Annotated in this window: 17 protein-coding genes; 2 read left to right on the forward strand and 15 right to left on the reverse strand. The window is 62.4% G+C overall.

Annotation, left to right across the window (positions count from 1 at the left end; all coding sequences use genetic code 11):
* Positions 1-54: 54 nt before the first annotated feature.
* Entirely contained in the window at positions 55-516 is a 462-nt protein-coding gene (locus N4A58_RS00720; RefSeq protein WP_293707027.1) for a PaaI family thioesterase, read from the forward strand.
* Here N4A58_RS00720 and N4A58_RS00725 read toward each other — a convergent pair.
* Together N4A58_RS00725 and N4A58_RS00730 are read right to left on the reverse strand one after the other, a co-directional pair.
* On the reverse strand, positions 509-1,633 hold the full coding sequence (locus N4A58_RS00725) for a DUF2235 domain-containing protein (RefSeq protein WP_293707028.1): 1,125 nt from the start codon (positions 1,631-1,633) through the stop codon (positions 509-511). The two genes, N4A58_RS00720 and N4A58_RS00725, sit on opposite strands and share 8 nt — an antisense overlap.
* Positions 1,614-3,911 (reverse strand): xanthine dehydrogenase family protein molybdopterin-binding subunit, encoded by a 2,298-nt coding sequence (locus N4A58_RS00730; protein ID WP_293707102.1) that lies wholly within the window; start codon positions 3,909-3,911, stop codon positions 1,614-1,616. Before N4A58_RS00730 ends, N4A58_RS00725 begins: the two co-directional genes overlap by 20 nt.
* A gap of 166 nt (positions 3,912-4,077) precedes the next feature.
* Here N4A58_RS00730 and N4A58_RS00735 point away from each other — a divergent pair, with 166 nt between their 5' ends.
* Positions 4,078-4,512 carry an Lrp/AsnC family transcriptional regulator gene (locus tag N4A58_RS00735; protein ID WP_072705572.1) on the forward strand — a complete coding sequence of 145 codons (435 nt, stop codon included), beginning with the start codon at positions 4,078-4,080 and terminating at the stop codon, positions 4,510-4,512.
* A gap of 263 nt (positions 4,513-4,775) precedes the next feature.
* Here the strand turns inward: N4A58_RS00735 and folD are convergent, their stop codons facing one another.
* From folD to N4A58_RS00800, 13 genes are all read right to left on the reverse strand, one after another.
* Positions 4,776-5,678 carry a bifunctional methylenetetrahydrofolate dehydrogenase/methenyltetrahydrofolate cyclohydrolase FolD gene (gene folD / locus N4A58_RS00740; protein ID WP_293707029.1) on the reverse strand — a complete coding sequence of 301 codons (903 nt, stop codon included), beginning with the start codon at positions 5,676-5,678 and terminating at the stop codon, positions 4,776-4,778.
* A gap of 4 nt (positions 5,679-5,682) precedes the next feature.
* Positions 5,683-5,997: a chorismate mutase gene (locus N4A58_RS00745; RefSeq protein WP_293707030.1), complete on the reverse strand. Its 315-nt coding sequence runs from the start codon at positions 5,995-5,997 to the stop codon at positions 5,683-5,685.
* 87 nt (positions 5,998-6,084) lie between these two features.
* Positions 6,085-6,684, reverse strand: a complete 600-nt coding sequence (locus tag N4A58_RS00750) for a sulfurase (RefSeq protein ID WP_293707031.1) — start codon at positions 6,682-6,684, stop codon at positions 6,085-6,087.
* A gap of 144 nt (positions 6,685-6,828) precedes the next feature.
* Positions 6,829-8,745 (reverse strand): ATP-dependent zinc metalloprotease FtsH, encoded by a 1,917-nt coding sequence (ftsH, locus tag N4A58_RS00755; protein WP_072705564.1) that lies wholly within the window; start codon positions 8,743-8,745, stop codon positions 6,829-6,831.
* Positions 8,746-8,822: 77 nt separating this feature from the next.
* Positions 8,823-10,052, reverse strand: coding sequence for a tRNA lysidine(34) synthetase TilS (gene tilS / locus N4A58_RS00760; RefSeq protein ID WP_293707032.1), 1,230 nt, complete (start codon positions 10,050-10,052; stop codon positions 8,823-8,825).
* On the reverse strand, positions 10,049-10,897 hold the full coding sequence (gene ybgF, locus N4A58_RS00765) for a tol-pal system protein YbgF (protein ID WP_293707033.1): 849 nt from the start codon (positions 10,895-10,897) through the stop codon (positions 10,049-10,051). Before ybgF ends, tilS begins: the two co-directional genes overlap by 4 nt.
* Before the next feature lie 29 nt (positions 10,898-10,926).
* Positions 10,927-11,448, reverse strand: coding sequence for a peptidoglycan-associated lipoprotein Pal (gene pal / locus N4A58_RS00770; protein WP_293707034.1), 522 nt, complete (start codon positions 11,446-11,448; stop codon positions 10,927-10,929).
* Between the two features lie 64 nt (positions 11,449-11,512).
* A complete protein-coding gene (gene tolB, locus N4A58_RS00775) occupies positions 11,513-12,844 on the reverse strand; it encodes a Tol-Pal system beta propeller repeat protein TolB (RefSeq protein ID WP_293707104.1) in 1,332 nt (443 codons plus the stop codon).
* A 47-nt stretch (positions 12,845-12,891) separates the two neighbouring features.
* On the reverse strand, positions 12,892-14,007 hold the full coding sequence (locus N4A58_RS00780) for a cell envelope biogenesis protein TolA (RefSeq protein ID WP_293707035.1): 1,116 nt from the start codon (positions 14,005-14,007) through the stop codon (positions 12,892-12,894).
* Positions 14,008-14,016: 9 nt separating this feature from the next.
* On the reverse strand, positions 14,017-14,484 hold the full coding sequence (tolR, locus tag N4A58_RS00785; protein ID WP_072705554.1) for a protein TolR: 468 nt from the start codon (positions 14,482-14,484) through the stop codon (positions 14,017-14,019).
* Between the two features lie 3 nt (positions 14,485-14,487).
* Entirely contained in the window at positions 14,488-15,183 is a 696-nt protein-coding gene (gene tolQ, locus N4A58_RS00790; protein WP_293707036.1) for a protein TolQ, read from the reverse strand.
* Positions 15,184-15,303: 120 nt separating this feature from the next.
* Positions 15,304-15,693 (reverse strand): tol-pal system-associated acyl-CoA thioesterase, encoded by a 390-nt coding sequence (ybgC, locus tag N4A58_RS00795; protein ID WP_072705550.1) that lies wholly within the window; start codon positions 15,691-15,693, stop codon positions 15,304-15,306.
* Positions 15,694-15,775: 82 nt separating this feature from the next.
* Positions 15,776-16,405, reverse strand: a complete 630-nt coding sequence (locus N4A58_RS00800; protein ID WP_072705609.1) for a hypothetical protein — start codon at positions 16,403-16,405, stop codon at positions 15,776-15,778.
* Positions 16,406-16,445: the final 40 nt, after the last annotated feature.

Below are 16,445 nucleotides of genomic sequence, written 5' to 3' on the forward strand. Positions count from 1 at the left end.
CAATCGGGGCATGTTGCACACGCAGCATGCCCCTTTTTGTGACTGGCAGGATTTATGACTAAAGACACCTCTTCCGACGCCCCGCTGAGCCCAGAGCTTTCGGGGCTCGAAAACCTTTTGCGGATCATTAATGGTGAATCGCCCGAGCCTCCGATCTGGGCCGCGATGGGCTATTCCATGACCCACGCCGCCCATGGCACCGTCACCCTGCGCGGTGCACCGAAGTCCGATCACACCAATCTGGTCGGTTCGACCCACGGCGGCTGGTACGCAACGCTGCTGGACAGCGCCCTTGGCGGCGCGGTGAACAGCACCAGCAAACCCGGCGAGCATTCCCTGACATTAGAACTCAAGGTCAACATCATCCGCCCGATTCCCGTCGGAATGGAGGTCGAAGCCGTGGGCGAGGTTGATCACGCAGGCCGCCGCACCGGCGTTGCCCATGCGCGCATCACAGGGGTCGAGGATGGCAAGCTCTACGCCACCGCGTCGACCACGATGCTTACGATCAGCTAATCACGATATCCTTGGGCGGGATCGCTTCTGACGCCAATGTCGGCGGGGGCACGACTGCCGACCGCGCGGCCTGATCGCTGGCCCAGACATGATCGTCATACCGGCCATGAACCGTCTCGTGCAGCGACTCAGAGATATCCGCGCCGACGGTCCGTGCTTTACGCGCTAAAAACACTTTGCCCAGCCCGCGCCACGTTCCCATGTTCGGCGCCCTAGGGTCCGTGGGAAAGCGGTAGCGCCAGTTCGGTGGTAATGTCAGACCACAGTCTTCGGCCTTTTCCAGCATCCAGACGAGCGGAATATTCGACAAGGGCCGCGCCTCTAGGAAGCCGTCCAATTGCCCGCCCACATCCCCGTGGGTGCCGCGGAACCACACTTGCTCTACATGGGTGGGGCAATCATCCGTCGTCTCCCACATCACTGGCGAAAACCCGACGCGCGTCTCATCCAGCGCCAACGCCTGATAGCCGTGGCGGATCGACGGCCCCAGCAGATGATTGTGGAATTTGTATTTCCGGTCCGCCGCCGCCGCGAAAAAGGGCAGACGGTTTCCCAGCGCCTTGACCGTGTCCCAAACGCCGACCATGTCGATGGGTATCTCGTCGTGACACACACGGCTCAGGAACGCGCGATCCGTGTCATGCACGCCGCGCTGATACATGCGGTAGATGTTGCGCACATTGCGAACCGTTGCCTCTGGTCCGCGCAGCAGGCCGACACTGTCGATGACCCCCGCTAGTGAGCGGACCGCATAAGCCCCCCGCGAGTAGCCGAACAAGAAGATTCGATCGCCGGGATGGTAGCGCGAGGCCAGATAACCATAAGCTCGCCGGATCTGGCGGTTCAGCCCCCGCCCCTGCATCACGTCGTTCCAACTGCGCCAATCACGCAGCTGAATGCCCGCTTCGTAGTACAGCGACACAGGCATCCCGACCTCGTGCAGCAGGCGGTAAGTCAGGCCAGCATTCGTCTCCATCCCCAAGGTGAGGCGGGACATGGTACCGTCGAGAATAATAACATGAGTGACCGGCTGACGGGTATAGCTCCGCGCCGTATGCAATTCCTTGGGGCTGGCCCGCAGCCAACCCAGAAACCTATCACTCAGCCGCCACCGCATCGCTCTTCAACAGCTCCCACATTTTCAGAGGGGTAAAGGGCATGTCGACCCTTGTGATTCCTCTGCTCCAAACTGCGTCCTGCACCGCATTCCCTACAGCAGCCAGTGCACCAACCGTGCCAGCTTCGCCGCAGCCCTTCATTCCCATCACATTTGCCGTGCTGGGAACGGGCTCTGACGTGAACGATACCCAAGGACAATCTACTGCCCGCGGCATCGCGTAATCCATAAAGGTCGCGGTCAAGAGCTGGCCCGTATCATCATACACCACATGCTCGGAAATGGCTTGGCCAATCCCTTGGGCGACCCCGCCATGGACCTGCCCCTCGGCCAGCAAGGGGTTGATGAGGTTGCCGAAATCATCAACCACGGTATAGCGGTCCACAGTCACGACGCCTGTGTCGGGGTCAATCTCGACCTCTGCAATATGCGCGCCGTTCGGATAAGACCGACCGGGCAGCTTGGCCCGCGCCTCGTGGGTCAGCAGATCGCTACGCCCCGCATCCCGCGCCATCTGCGCCGCCTCCAGCATAGTCGGAGCGGTGTTCGACCCCTCGATCCGGAAGCGTTCGTCGTCAAAGCTGACATCCCCTACTGGCACACCCTCGGCATCCGCCAAAAATGCCGCGAAAGCTTCGATCATCTTGGCCGTCGTTGCCAGAGTGGCGGTGTTCTGGGTAGTCACAGAGCGGGACCCGCCCGTCCCGCCGCCCCGCGCAATCAAGTCACTGTCGCCTTGGATCACGGAAATCCGCTCGACCGGAATGCCGGTCTGGTCGCTCAGGAACTGGGCATAGACCGTCTCGTGCCCCTGCCCGTTCGACTGCGTACCGACATAGATCGACACGGTGCCATCGTCGTGAAATTCGACCTTAGCCCCTTCGGACGGATCGCCAAGGATGCTCTCGATGTAGTAACACAGCCCCATGCCGCGCAGACGCCCCTGCGCCGCGCTCGCGTCTTTTCGGGCGGCAAAGCCCTTCAGGTCCGCCTCGGCCTCTGCCCGATCCAGAACGCGATTGAAGTCCCCCACGTCGTACAACTCCCCGGTCGCCGATTTATAGGGAAAGGCATCCACGGGGATAAAGTTCCGCCGCCGCAGCTCGATCGGGTCCACGTCCAGCATCCGCGCTGCGTGATCCATGCAGCGTTCCAGCGCATAGATCGCCTCGGGGCGGCCTGCGCCGCGATAGGCGTCCACCTGCACCGTGTTGGTGTAATACCCACGCGACCGCAGATAGGTGGTCTGCACATCGTAGGTGCCGGTCAGTACCTTGGCGAACAAACCTGCCTGAATCGCCTGCCCATTCTCGGAGTTATAGGCCCCAAGGTTACAGCGCGTGTCCACGCGGTAGCCCACCATTTTCAGATCCGCGTCAAAGGCCATCTCGCAGCACGACACCAGATCGCGCCCGCCATTGTCCGACAGCATCGACTCGGTCCGCTCGGCGAACCATTTCACCGGCTGACCCAGAACCCGCGCCGCCTGCGCCACCGCGAAATATTCGGGATAGCCCATGGCCTTCATGCCGAAACCGCCCCCCACATCGGGGTTGGTGACGCGAATCTGCTCGGGCTCCAAACCCATCGCCTTGGCCAGATCGCCCTTCATCGCCCACACGCCCTGCCCGTTAAAGGCAAAGTGCAAGCGGCTGCCGTCCCACTCGGCGAAACAGCCGCGCGGCTCCATCGAATTTACGATGATCCGGTTGTCCTCGATCTCCAGCGAAACCACATGAGCGGCTTCGGCGAACACCGCCTCCGTCGCAGCCTCGTCCCCCATGTCCCAATCAAAGGCACAGTTGTCCGGGGCTTCGGGATGCACGACAGGCCCGCCCGCGTCATAATCCAGCTTTGCGGGCAGCTCTTCATAGTCCAGTTCGATCAACTCGACCGCATCCTTGGCCGCTTGCGCCGTCTCAGCGACGACCAGCGCCACAGGCTCCCCGACGAATCGCAATACATCCCGCGCCAGCATCGGGCGCTCCGGCGCTGCAGCCTTGCTGCCATCGCGGTTCGTCAGAACCATCCCGCGCATGGCCACATTCATGCCCGCCGCGATCAGATCCTCGCAAGTCAGCACACACAGCACGCCATCCGCCTCGCGCGCTGCTGATACGTCCAGCGTTGTGATCCGCCCATGCGCCACCGGAGAGCGTAAGAACACCCCGACACCTGCGCCGTCGGGCACGATATCATCGACATAACGCCCCCCGCCGGTCAGAAAACGGATGTCCTCGCGGCGCGTCACCGGCTGGCTCTTGCCGAACTTCTCCATGCTGTCCTCCATAGCGGTCTTTCTTCCGACAGTAGTCGGCCTATCCAACAAGTCCAGCCACCATCATCCATCCGCGTCAGACTGTCAGGCATTCATCACCTTGCCGAAATGCAAAGTCATATCGTATGATTCGGCAAAGCAATTTGCCCAAGGACCGGTGCAGACCATGCAACTTGACGCAACAGACCTCGCCCTGATCGCAGCCCTGTCGGAAAATGCCCGCATGAGCGTCTCGACCATCGCGCGCCGCATCGGCTTGGCCCGCACCACGGTCCAAGCGCGTCTCGAACGTCTGGAAAAATCCGGCGTGATCGAGGGCTACTCGATCCGCCTCGGCGCGGGCGCCCGCCCCGCCATCAGCGGCACGCTTTTGGTCTGCACAGATCCTCACGAAACCTCGGCCATCGTTGGGCGCATCAAATCCCTGCCAGAGGTCAAGGCCATCCACAGCGCCTCGGGCCGCTATGATCTGGTGATCGAGGTTGCCACAGACGACACCGCCACTTTGGACCGCACCCTCGAATGGATCGGCAGCGCCCGCGGCGTCAAAGAGATCGAGAGCCTGATCCACCTCGCCACCAAGCTCGAACGCCGCACCTGACCCCTGCTGCTTCGGAGCCTGCCCTCGCACGCAGGACCAAGAGACGGGCAAAGGGCTCCGGCGCAAGGCAAATCGCGGAGGCTCCGCGCGGCACGCGGGGATACCGCTATTTTCCTTGAGACGGGGACCGCCGCCTGTCACGCCAGTCCATGCGCGAGGGTAGGCTTCGTTGCTGCTTTGGTGAGGTCCCGAGCACCCCACAAACAAAAAAGCGCGCGGGCCAGCGGACCGCGCACCTTTGAATTCGCCAATCCTGAGCCAGCTTATGCGGTCAGACCCTGAGGCTCCGCCAAACCATTCGCGCGGCAGCACGCGGTGACGGTGTTCGCCAACAGGCACGCAATGGTCATGGGGCCCACGCCGCCCGGAACAGGGGTGATCGCGCCCGCGACGGCCGCAGCGCTCTCGAAATGCACGTCGCCAACCAGACGGGTTTTGCCCTCGCCCTTTTCGGGGGCATCAATGCGGTTGATGCCCACGTCGATCACAGTCGCACCTTCTTTGATCCAGTCGCCGGGAACCATCTCGGGACGGCCAACAGCGGCCACCACGATATCCGCGCGGCGGACCACATCGGCAAGATCCTTCGTGCGGCTATGCGCGATGGTAACAGTGCAGCTTTCCCCCAACAGCAGTTGCGCCATCGGCTTGCCCACGATGTTCGAACGGCCAATCACGACCGCGTCCATACCCGACAGCGACCCGTGATGATCGCGCAGCATCATGAGGCAGCCCAGCGGCGTGCAAGGCACCATGGCCTTCTGACCGGTGCCCAGCAGACCCACGTTCGAGATATGGAAGCCGTCCACGTCCTTGGCCGGATCGATCGAGTTGATCACCAGATCGCTGTCCAGATGATCGGGCAGCGGCAGCTGCACCAGAATACCGTGAACCGCAGGATCATTGTTCAGCTGATCAATCAGCGCCAGCAGATCCGCCTCGGATGTGGCGGCATCAAGCTTGTGCTCGTAGCTGTTCATGCCCGCTTCAACCGTCTGCTTGCCCTTCGAGCGGACATAGACTTGCGACGCGGGGTCCTCACCCACCAGAACCACCGCCAGACCGGGGGTGATGCCGTGCTCTTCTTTCAGGCGGCTGACATGGCCTGCCACCTTTTCGCGTACCGAGGCCGCAAAGGCCTTGCCGTCGATGATCTTCGCGGTCATCTGGTTACTCCTTGTGGGTCCCGAGAACCCGTTCCTCGCGATCGATCGACCAGTCGATGATCTTGCGCCAGAGGCTCTCAGTCAAATCGGGGTCAAGCCCCTGCGAATCCGCCTTATTGCGCACGTTAGCGACAACTTGCTCGACTCGGTCGCGAATACGGGCGGGTAAACCTGCGTCCGGTTTCAACTGGATGGCGCGGTCGATATAGGTCGCACGCTCAACCAATAGGGCCACAAGCTGGGTGTCCAGATCATCTATCTGGGCACGCAAGGTAGGCATGTCGGGGCATTCGGTAGGGGCGCGGCGCGTCCTGTCCATCCTGTCATATCTCCTGCGGGCAAGTGTTGCGCCCGCAGGTAGTCGGTTCTGACGCTCAGAACAAGTCTGCGATCGGCCCTAAACGGTTTATTCCGCCCGCGCGGCGTCCAGATGTTGCCAAACGGGCTGATCGGGAATGTGTAAGCGCAGGATATCGCCAACCTTGAGCGCACCAGGACGTTCGACCCAAGCGGTCACACCGCGGCGGTTCACGGCTGCCGTCTTAAAGGCTTTGCCTTTGCCCGGCGCGTCTTCTTCGATCACCTTGGCGGGCAGATGGCAGGGGCGGTTTTCCATGTCGATCACCAGCGTCGCCCCGCTCTCGGCCTGCAAGCGCGAGGACGGCGGGACGTGTGTGAAATCGGGAATGCCCTCGATCACGATGCTGATGCCAGCCCATGCGGGGTTGAACGCATCGACACCCATTTCGGCAGCGATTTCGGTCAGTTCCTCGGCAGACAGAATCGTCAGCTGGCGGACATTGGCGATCTCTGTGCCCCTGGGGTGCTGTGATTTCACGCGGGTGCAAGAGGGGCGGGTCTCACCGCCATGCGCCTCGGTCGCAACGCCAGCCCATGTCAGGTCCATCTGCTCTAGCGGCTCGGAGGCCAGTGATGCATCGCGGTCTGGCACGTGCCCCAGCCAAGTGATCTTTGCGGTGAAGGATGTGGGCTTGAGGGCGGGCATGATGAGTCCTTTCGTGCGTCGAGACTGTGTGCGCCTTCGGGATAGTGAGTATTTTCAGCAAAAAGAAGCGGGGAATTGTGTTCCGGCCACCAGAGGCCGGAAAAGCAAAACGCCCCGCTGTTGGGCGGGGCGTTCAGTATGGCGTTATGCCGAAGGTTCGGGTTCCGGTGTGTCCCCCGACGGCTTGTTCTTGCCGCGGGTTTTGGGGATCGCCGTGATGCTGCTGGAGCCAGCGTCATCCTCGTCATCCTGACCCGAGGCTTGGGGCGGCTCACCGCGCATGACGCGCTTGATCTCTTCGCCGGTCAGGGTCTCGTATTCGAGCAGACCCTTGGCCAGACGCTCCCACTCTTCGTTCTTCTCGGTGAGGATCTGGTAGGCGCGCTCGTATCCGCGTTGGATGATGCCGCGCACTTCCTCTTCGATCAGTTCTTTGGTGTGGGCCGAAACCGACAGGCCTGCGGTGTTACCAGAGTAGCCTTCGTGGGCTTCGGAATAGTCGATGTTGCCGACCTTGTCCGACATGCCCCAGCGCAGGACCATGGCACGGGCCAGAGCGGAAGCCTGCTGGATGTCGCCAGCCGGACCGTTCGAGACCATGTCTTCGCCGTACTTGATGATCTCGGCGGCTTTGCCCGCCATGGTCATCGCCAGCTTTTCCTCGCATTCCGACTTGTGCCAGTTCAGGCGGTCGATTTCCGGAAGGCTGACGACCATACCCAGTGCGCCACCGCGCGGGATGATCGTCGCTTTGTAGACCGGATCACACTGAGGCAGTTCCAGACCGACCACTGCGTGACCTGCCTCGTGGTAGGCGGTCTTTTCCTTTTGGTCGGCGGTCAGGACCATGCTGCGACGCTCGGCGCCCATCATGACCTTGTCCTTGGCGTTTTCGAAATCTTCCATCGTGATGAAACGACGACCGATACGAGCGGCCATCAGCGCGGCCTCGTTCACGAGGTTCGCCAGATCCGCACCCGAGAAGCCGGGTGTGCCGCGCGCAATGATGCGTAGGTCGACGTCGGGGCCCAGCGGGGTCTTGCGCGCGTGAACGCCCAGGATCTTTTCGCGGCCTTTGATGTCGGGGTTCGGCACGGTGACCTGACGGTCAAAGCGGCCCGGACGCAGCAGTGCGGGGTCCAGAACGTCGCGGCGGTTGGTGGCCGCGATAATGATCACGCCCTCGTTCGCCTCGAAGCCGTCCATTTCGACCAGCAGCTGGTTCAGGGTCTGCTCGCGCTCGTCGTTGCCGCCGCCGATGCCGACACCACGGGCACGGCCCACAGCGTCGATCTCGTCGATGAAGACGATACAAGGCGCGTTTTTTTTCGCCTGTTCGAACATGTCACGGACGCGGCTTGCGCCCACACCCACGAACATTTCCACGAAATCCGAACCCGAGATGGTGAAGAAGGGAACGCCCGCTTCACCCGCGATCGAGCGGGCCAGCAGCGTCTTACCGGTACCCGGAGGGCCCACCAGCAGCGCGCCTTTGGGGATCTTGCCGCCCAGACGGCTGAACTTCTGCGGGTTGCGCAGGAATTCCACGATCTCTTCGAGCTCTTCCTTGGCCTCGTCGATGCCTGCCACGTCGTCAAAGGTGACGCGGCCGTGCTTCTCGGTCAGCAGCTTGGCCTTGGACTTGCCAAAGCCCATAGCGCCGCCACGGCCACCGCCGCCGCCCTGCATCCGGTTCATAAAGAAAATCCAGACGCCGATCAGCAGCAGGAACGGCAGCAGGGACACGAGGAAGGTCTGAAGACCGCTCTGTTCCTGACTCCGTGCCTCGAACGGAATGTTGTTGTCGACCAGGGTCTGGGTGATCTGAGCGTCACCGGGTTTGATCGTCTGGTAGTCCCGACCGTCACTGCCTTGGAAGCGGATGGTTTCCCCATCCAGCGTCACACGGGCGACGTTGCCGTTGTCCACAGACTGCACAAACTCCGAATAGCTGACGGTCTGGCTCTGCATCGAGGTGCCACTGCCACTGAACAGATTGAACAGGGCAAGGACCAGCAGAAACAGCACGACCCAGAATGCGATGCTACGCGCGTTTTGCAAAAGTCATCTCCTTGAAGTCCAAAGCCAGAGACGCGCCCTGACCTTTTCACACCAAAATAGAGAGTCGCAGGCGAGGTTCAATGCGATAAGATGCTTTGAGTGAAATCATCTGCCCCGATTTCACGGTTAATCTGCCATCCGCAGGCCCAACCGGCCATCGGCGCGGCGATCAACCGATCGTTTTTCCACACCGCTGGCTCTGCGATCAGGGCAGCGTAGGGGCGCGTGTCAGGGCGCCCATCGGGCAGTTGACGCATGCCTTCGGGGCCCAAAGCGCGGATTTCGGCGGGTTCCGCGCCCGCTGGCGGGATGGCCTGCCAAACTCCATCCCACAGGGCTGGCGGCGTGGCCACGGTGTCCCGCACAGCATTGTATTCACGGAAAATAGCGATAGCGCCCTTGCGCGGACGCAGGGCGCATCCCGCCAAAGTCGTCGGCTGTTCGTCCCGCAGATTCGCGATCGCCCCCTCGACCGCATCAGAGCGCGGCGCATACGGCGCGGGCGCGATCCACCGCAGTGCCGCCAAAATCAGACGGCGCGAAATTTCTGTCGGGGCGGCCCACAGAGGCTCTGCCTGTAATTCCAGCAGTCCGCCATCGACTGTGGCAATTTGCGCAGCCAAATCCGATGTAATTTCTTCTAAAGCGTCCCGCGCTTGCTGCTGGTGCAGGGCCACTTGCGCCAAAACATCCGGCCCGATCCCCAATTCTGTCAGCAGCGGCATCGCCTTGCGCATTTTTACGCGAGTGAAGCGTTCATTCTCGTTGGATGGGTCATCGACCCACGACACGTCGCTCTGGCTCAGCCAGTCGCGGATGTCCTGACGGGGGCACTCCAACATCGGGCGCCACCAGTGCCCCCAATACGCTTCGCGCCACTCGGGCATCGCGGACAGACCGTCCACACCTGACGCCCGCGACAGCCGCATCAGCACCGTCTCGGCCTGATCATCCTGCGTGTGCCCCAAGGCAACGACCGGTATCTCTCGCTCTGCCGCCCACGCACCAATCAGGCGCTGACGCGCACGGCGGGCGGCGTCCTGCAGGTTCCCCTGCCCGCTCCAATCGGTCCATTCCAGAATATCGTGGCTCAGCCCCAACAGCCGCGCCGCCTCTGCCACGCCCTCAGCCTCGGCCCGCGACTCGGGGCGCAGCCCATGATCCACGGTGACGATCTGCGGCTTCAGCCCTGCCGCCACCGCAGCCCGCATCAACCCCGCAGAATCAGAGCCCCCCGACACCGCAATGCCGAGGGGCTGTGGCGCAGCCCGAAGCCGCGCAATGACGTTACGAAGCGCCGCGCTCACGAGCAGCCCAGATCGCCCATCGCCGTGCTGGCATCGGACACCGCCGGATCACCGGGGAAGCGGACGCTGACCTCGGACAAGGTCACGCACGCCTCGTTCAACTGGCCAAGCTGCCCCAGAGCTGATCCCAGTCCGGTCAAGGCTTCGGCAGCGCCGGGCCCTTCGGGATCAGTGGAAAACGCCTGCAGGTAGGCGCGCGCGCTTTCGCGGGTGTCCGCCTGCTGCTTCAGCGCCTTGGCGCGGCCCAGATGGGCCGTCGCGGTCAAGGGACTGCCAGGATACGCCTCAATGAACGACGCGAAATCTGCCGCCGCCTCGTCAAAGCGCCCTTCGGTCAGGGCCAATTGCGCACGGTCGAAATCCGCTTGCTCGCTGACAGCCAGTTCGGTGCCAGCGGACTCCGTCCCGCCCGTCGCAGGCTGGATCGGAGAGACCGGCATAGCCGCCCCCGTCTCTGCCCCGCCCAAACGCGGCATGTCCTCAAGCGTCGAGATATCGCAGCTGGCTTCCAATTCGCACAAACGGAAGTTCAGATCATTCACGCGGTTGGTGCCCGCTGTCACGACGGTTTCGATCCGGTGGCCCAACTCCTCGATCCGGTTGGTCAGACGGGTCATTTCGGATTCGATGGCGTCCACACGGGTCAGCACCGATCCGCCCTGCACCGATCCACCAGGCGCGCCTGTGGTGGACAGCTCGCGCTTCAGCCGCTGGATATCCACATTCAGCACAGACAACTGCTGACGCAAATCCGCCAGCGTTGCCTCGTCCGCCTGCTGCGCCCAAACAGGCGCACCAGCCAGAACTGTCCCGATCATCAGCGCACCCAAGGTCTGCCGGATCATCCCAAACTCCTTTTAAACGCGGTCACAAATCAGCTGGAAAAGGCACTGCCCGAAATCACGGTCACAGCGCGGCGGTTCTGCGAATAGCAGTCCTCGCTCGAACAGACAGCGATGGGGCGTTCCTTGCCATACGACACGGTTTCCAGACGGGTCGCGGGCACACCCTGCGAGATCAGGAAATCACGCACAGCCGTGGCACGGCGCGCACCCAGCGCGATGTTGTACTCGCGCGTGCCCTGCTCGTCCGCGTGCCCTTCGATGATAGCTTTGTAGTCGCTATTGGTCAGCAGCCACTGGGCTTGCTTGTACAGGGTTTCCTGCGCGGTTGCGGTCAGCGACGACTGGTCCACAAGGAACAGCACACGGTCACCAACGGCCTGCTGGAAATACGCGGGGCTCGACGGATCGCCATAGGCACCATTTGCGCCTGCGCCATAGCCTGCGCCCGCACCAGCGCCCCCGTCCGCGCCAAAACGGTCCGCACCGGTTTTGGAACACGCCGAGAGGCCAAGGGCCGCAACGAGAACTGCGATTGTGCCAAGAGTTTTCATGATTTAGGTTCCTGCTCTTTCGATTTTTGAGCTTTATAACACAAGGCTTGCGCCCAAGATACGGTTACCGCTGTAACGGAGACCACGCGGGGTCCGATCCGCCTGCGGGAATGCTGACACGCTTCAGATTGCGACCCGAGATATCGACCGAGTACAGCGCTGCGGCACCATTCTCGCCCTGCGTTTCACGGGTGAACATGATCACGCGGCCATTGGGCGACCAAGTCGGGCCTTCGTCCAAGAAAGACGCGGTCAGAAGACGCTCTTCGCTGCCATCCACGCGCATCACGCCAATGTGGAAGCGGCCTTTGTTCTGCTTGGTGAACGCGATCATATCCCCTCGGGGCGACCACACGGGCGTGCCATAACGGCCATCGCCAAAGCTGATGCGGGTCGGCTCGCCGCCGCTCGCGGACATAATGTACAGCTGCTGGCTGCCCGAGCGGTCACTCTCGAACACGATCTTGCTGCCATCCGGGCTAAAGCTCGGCGCAGTCTCGATCGACGGCGCACTGGTCAAACGGTTGCGCTGCCCCGACGCAAGGTTCAGCGAATAGAGGTCCGTGTTGCCGCCCTCTGTCACCGAATAGACCACGGTGTTGCCATCAGGCCCGAAACGGGGTGCAAAGCTCATGGTGCCGGGCTGATCGGCCAGCGGGCGGCGGGTCGCGCTGCCCACGTCCATCACATAGATGCGGGGGAAGCCGCTCTCGTAGCTGGTATACAGCACCCGATCACCCGTGGGTGAAAAGCGCGGGGCCAGCACGATGCTGCTGCTGTCGGTCAGGTAGTTCACGTTCGCGCCGTCGTAATCCATGATCGCAAGACGCTTCTGACGCTGGGCTTTGGGGCCCTGCTCGGACACGAACACCACGCGGCTGTCAAAATACGGGCCTTCGCCGGTGATGCGGCTATAGACCTGATCGGCGACCTTATGGGCCATGCGGCGCCAGCCATCGGTGGTGCCTGCAAATTGCAGCCCCTCGCCCATCTCACCGTTGCTGAACACGTCATGCAGGCGGAATTTCACGATCAGACGACCGCTCGCATCCGTGGACACGGCACCCGTCACCAGCGCCTGCGCGTTCACGGCCTTCCAATCGGCATACTGCACCGGAGCCGAGAAATTGCTGATCGTGCTGATATGCGCCTCGCGGGGAATCTCGCGGAACAGGCCCGTGCCCACCAGATCGGCGGCGATCACGCGGGTCAGCTGCGCGGCCATATCCTGCGCGCCAGCGGTTTCCGCCACGAATTGCGGGACCGCGATCGGCATCGGTTCGATCACACCCTGGGTAATATCAATCCGGAGCGGCCCGCCCTGCGCAAAAACAGGGGCAGCGGTGCCAGCGACCAGAGCAAGTGCCAGAGCGAGGGCGTGTGCAAAGGGTTTCATCATTACTCCATCCTCACGTTCGGTGAGTCTCTGTTCCTTGGGTGACCCTAACGCAATCTCATCTGCGAAGGATCAAAAGTCATTTCGATCTGTTTCCACTGCTCGTATTTTTCCGAGGGCAGCGGATATCCTTGGCGTTGGCAGCGCAAAATGGCGCGGCGCGCGGCCTGATAGGCAGTCTCGACGGCGGGGCCTTCGCCCCCTGACGCGGACACAAGGTTGATACTGCCCTGATCCACGGTTCCGTCGGGGTTCATGTTCATGCCGACCACGACCGTCACGTTTGCCGCTTGCGATCCCACGTCCACAACCCAGCACTGCTGGACCGACACGCGCAGACCTTCACGCTCTCCGGCGCTCAGGGGCGGGGCGGCACTGCGGCTTGGCGCAGGCTCGCTGGTCGCGCCGCCCAAGGCTTCGGCCAACGCGCCCTCTAGCGCACCGGCCAGCGGATCGTCCGCCGGTTCCGGCTCTGCCGGCGTCTCGACGGGCGGCTCTTCCTCTGCCGGCTCCTCGGCCTCGGCGGTTTCAACCGGCGGAGGCGTCGGACGGTTCGGACGCATCATCGGGCGCAAAGATTGCTCCATCGACGAGGCAGGCTCCTCGGCTTCGGTCACGATCTCTGTCGTTGCGGCCTCTGGCGCGGCGGCCTGTTGTTCTTCTTGCACAGGGGCCTCGGCGGGCACCTCGGCATCCGCAGCCTCTTGGCGCTCGGGCGCGACCTCGACATCCTCTGGCGGGGCCTCGACCGGCTCGGGCGCTACGCGGGGCGCCTCTTCGGGGGTCGGCGTATCGCTCGGCGGCGCATCAGGGGCCTCTGCCGCGACCTCGGGGATCACGGGCGCGGGCTCCGGCTGCGGGGCCGGTTCGGGTTCAGGCTCCGGTTCCGGCTCGGGCGCAGGCGGCGTCACAGGCAGTTCGGGCGGGCGCAGCGCCTGATCCAACTCCTGAGGCGTGTCGGCCTCTGTCGGCTGGGGCACGACCTCTTCGGCATCCTCGGCGGTCTGCGGCGCAGTTAGCGCGGCAAACTCCTCGGCCGAAATCAGCGAGACATCGGTGGCGTTCTCAATGGGCAAAGGCTCCGAGTTGAAGGCCCCGCCAAAGATCGCCCACAGCAGCAGCACCGTGTGCCCTGCGCCAGAGATATAGGTGCCGGTCTTCACCGTTCGCCCCTAGTTCCCAGACCCTGTCAGGCGCGCCCCGCCAGTATCGGTCACCAGACCAATATCGGGGAAGCCCCCCGCACTCAGCGCACCCATCACTGTCATCACATCCGAATACGGGACGTTGCCATCGGCCCGCAAAAACACTTTGGTCGTCGCCCGCTCTGCGCCAATGGCCTGCAGACGGCTGACCAGATCTTCCATCGCCACATCGGTGGTCATGATCATCACGCGGCCATCGCCGGTCATGGTCACGGTCAGCGGCTCCTCCTGATCAGACGACAGCGCGCCCGCCGCCGATTTCGGCAGCTCCACCGGGACACCCACGGTCATCAGCGGCGCCGCGACCATAAAGATGATCAAGAGCACCAGCATCACATCCACAAAAGGCGTGATGTTGATCTCGGCCATCGGCTGCGCCCGACTGCGGCGACGGCCGCCCGACGCTCTCTCTCGTTTCATGACACCCGCGCCCATGGATCAGCTATCCAGCTGGCGCGACAGGATGGTCGAGAATTCGTCGGCAAACGCCTCGTACCCGCCCAAAATCTTGTCCGAAATGGTGCTGAGCTGGTTATAGAACACAACCGCCGGGATCGCCGCCAACAGACCCAACGCCGTCGCCAGCAGCGCCTCGGCGATACCGGGTGCCACAACCGCAAGCGAGGTGTTCTGCTGCTCTGCAATCTCGATAAAAGAGTTCATGATGCCGACCACGGTGCCGAACAGACCCACGAACGGGGTCACAGACCCGATGGTCGCCAGATAGCCCAGCTGCCCCTGCAGATCATCCGCCTCGCGGGTGATGGCCACGTTCATGCTGCGCTCAATGCGCGCTTGAGCGTTGGGGATCAGATGGCCTTCGGCGTCATGGCTGCGGCGCCACTCTGTCATCGCGGCCGCAAAAATCCGTTCCTGTCGCCCCTCGGGGTCCGGCCCCAAATTGTCGAACAATTCGTCCAAGGGCTCACCCGACCAGAACGCATCGTCAAAGACCGCGGATTCGCGCTTGGCCTTCCGGTACACGATGTACTTCTGGATGATAATCGACCACGCCCACACAGAGGCGGCGATCAATAGGATCATTACGATTTTAACGACGAATGTCGCGCGTGCAAAAAGGGCCCAGAAGGAGAAATCAATCTCCTGCGCCACTGCGAGGGTCGTTGCGTCCATATGCCTGCTCTTGCCTTCAGATCCGCACTTTTCAATGCGCGGTTAGTGTCGCAGCAAAATACAGCGTTTTGGAGAGGCTTGCCAACACAAGCGCGTCAACAAGCCGTAATACTGCCTTTTTTAGTGCAGAAGCAGGCGAATACTCGCCGGAAGCCGCGCCGGATGGCCCGTTTCGGACAGGGCGACCACGGTCACTTGTGCGGCAAATAACACTTCTTCGCCGCGCTTGACCTCTTGGTGCAGAATAATGCGAGCACCCGTGACCGCCTCAAGGGTCGTTTCGACCACCAAATCGTCATCGAAACGTGCAGGTGACAGGTAATCGGCCTCAACACGCCGCACCGCGAAAACGATTCCCTCTGATTCCTTCAGGGCCTTCTGATCCACACCCAGCCCGCGCACCCACTCGGTCCGCGCCCGCTCAATGAATTTCAGATAGTTGGCATAGTAAACAATACCTGCCAGATCGGTGTCTTCGTAATAGACCCGCAAGGAAAACCGGTGCGTCATAAAAGTGCCTCTTGCTGAACACGGCCGACCCTAAGGCCGCCCCTCAGCGCGAGCAACCCACAACACCCGCTTACACCCCGCGTCAGTCCGGCGCGTACATCGCCACCCGCGCCGACAAGCGCAGGGCGTGGCTTGGGTCCTGCGCCATCGCGGGCATCACAGGATCATAGGCCGCCTTGATCAGCCCCGCAAAATCGGGCCGCAGGATCGTATGATCCCCCGCCACAGCCAAGGGGCTGCGATCCCGAAACGCCTCGTCCGACCAGAGCAGCATGGTCTGCACGATCTGGCTCAGCGCCAAGGTCTCTGCCGGCACCTTGGACAGCTCCTTGTCCATCCGCAAAAACACAAAGGCCGCGCGGATCGCCCCATCCTTGTCAAACCGGAAGAACCGGTACTGGTTGGCATCTGCAGCTTCCAGCCGCCCGACCAGCGGCCCCAAATCGGGCACCAACTGTTCCATGTGCGGCACCTCGGTCAACTCTTTCCACTCGCGGAAAAAGAACACCATCAGGTTCGAGCCCAGTTCCGGATCGGTCTCTGCCAGCTGATGCCCCGCCAGCGCGACCACAGCCTCCAGCGCGCCCTTGACCACCTGCAACGTCGCCTCTTCGACCCCGAACACCACCGGTGCAATCGGGCGGCCCCAGCGGGCAAACAGATACTCACCACTGCTGCGGGTAAAAAGAGCTTCGACCTCTTCAGGCGCCATGGCATCCTCCAAACACAATCTTTCCCAACCCTTACGCGAC

It is taken from the genome of Donghicola sp. (genome assembly GCF_025210255.1).
GTDB lineage: Bacteria > Pseudomonadota > Alphaproteobacteria > Rhodobacterales > Rhodobacteraceae > Donghicola > Donghicola eburneus.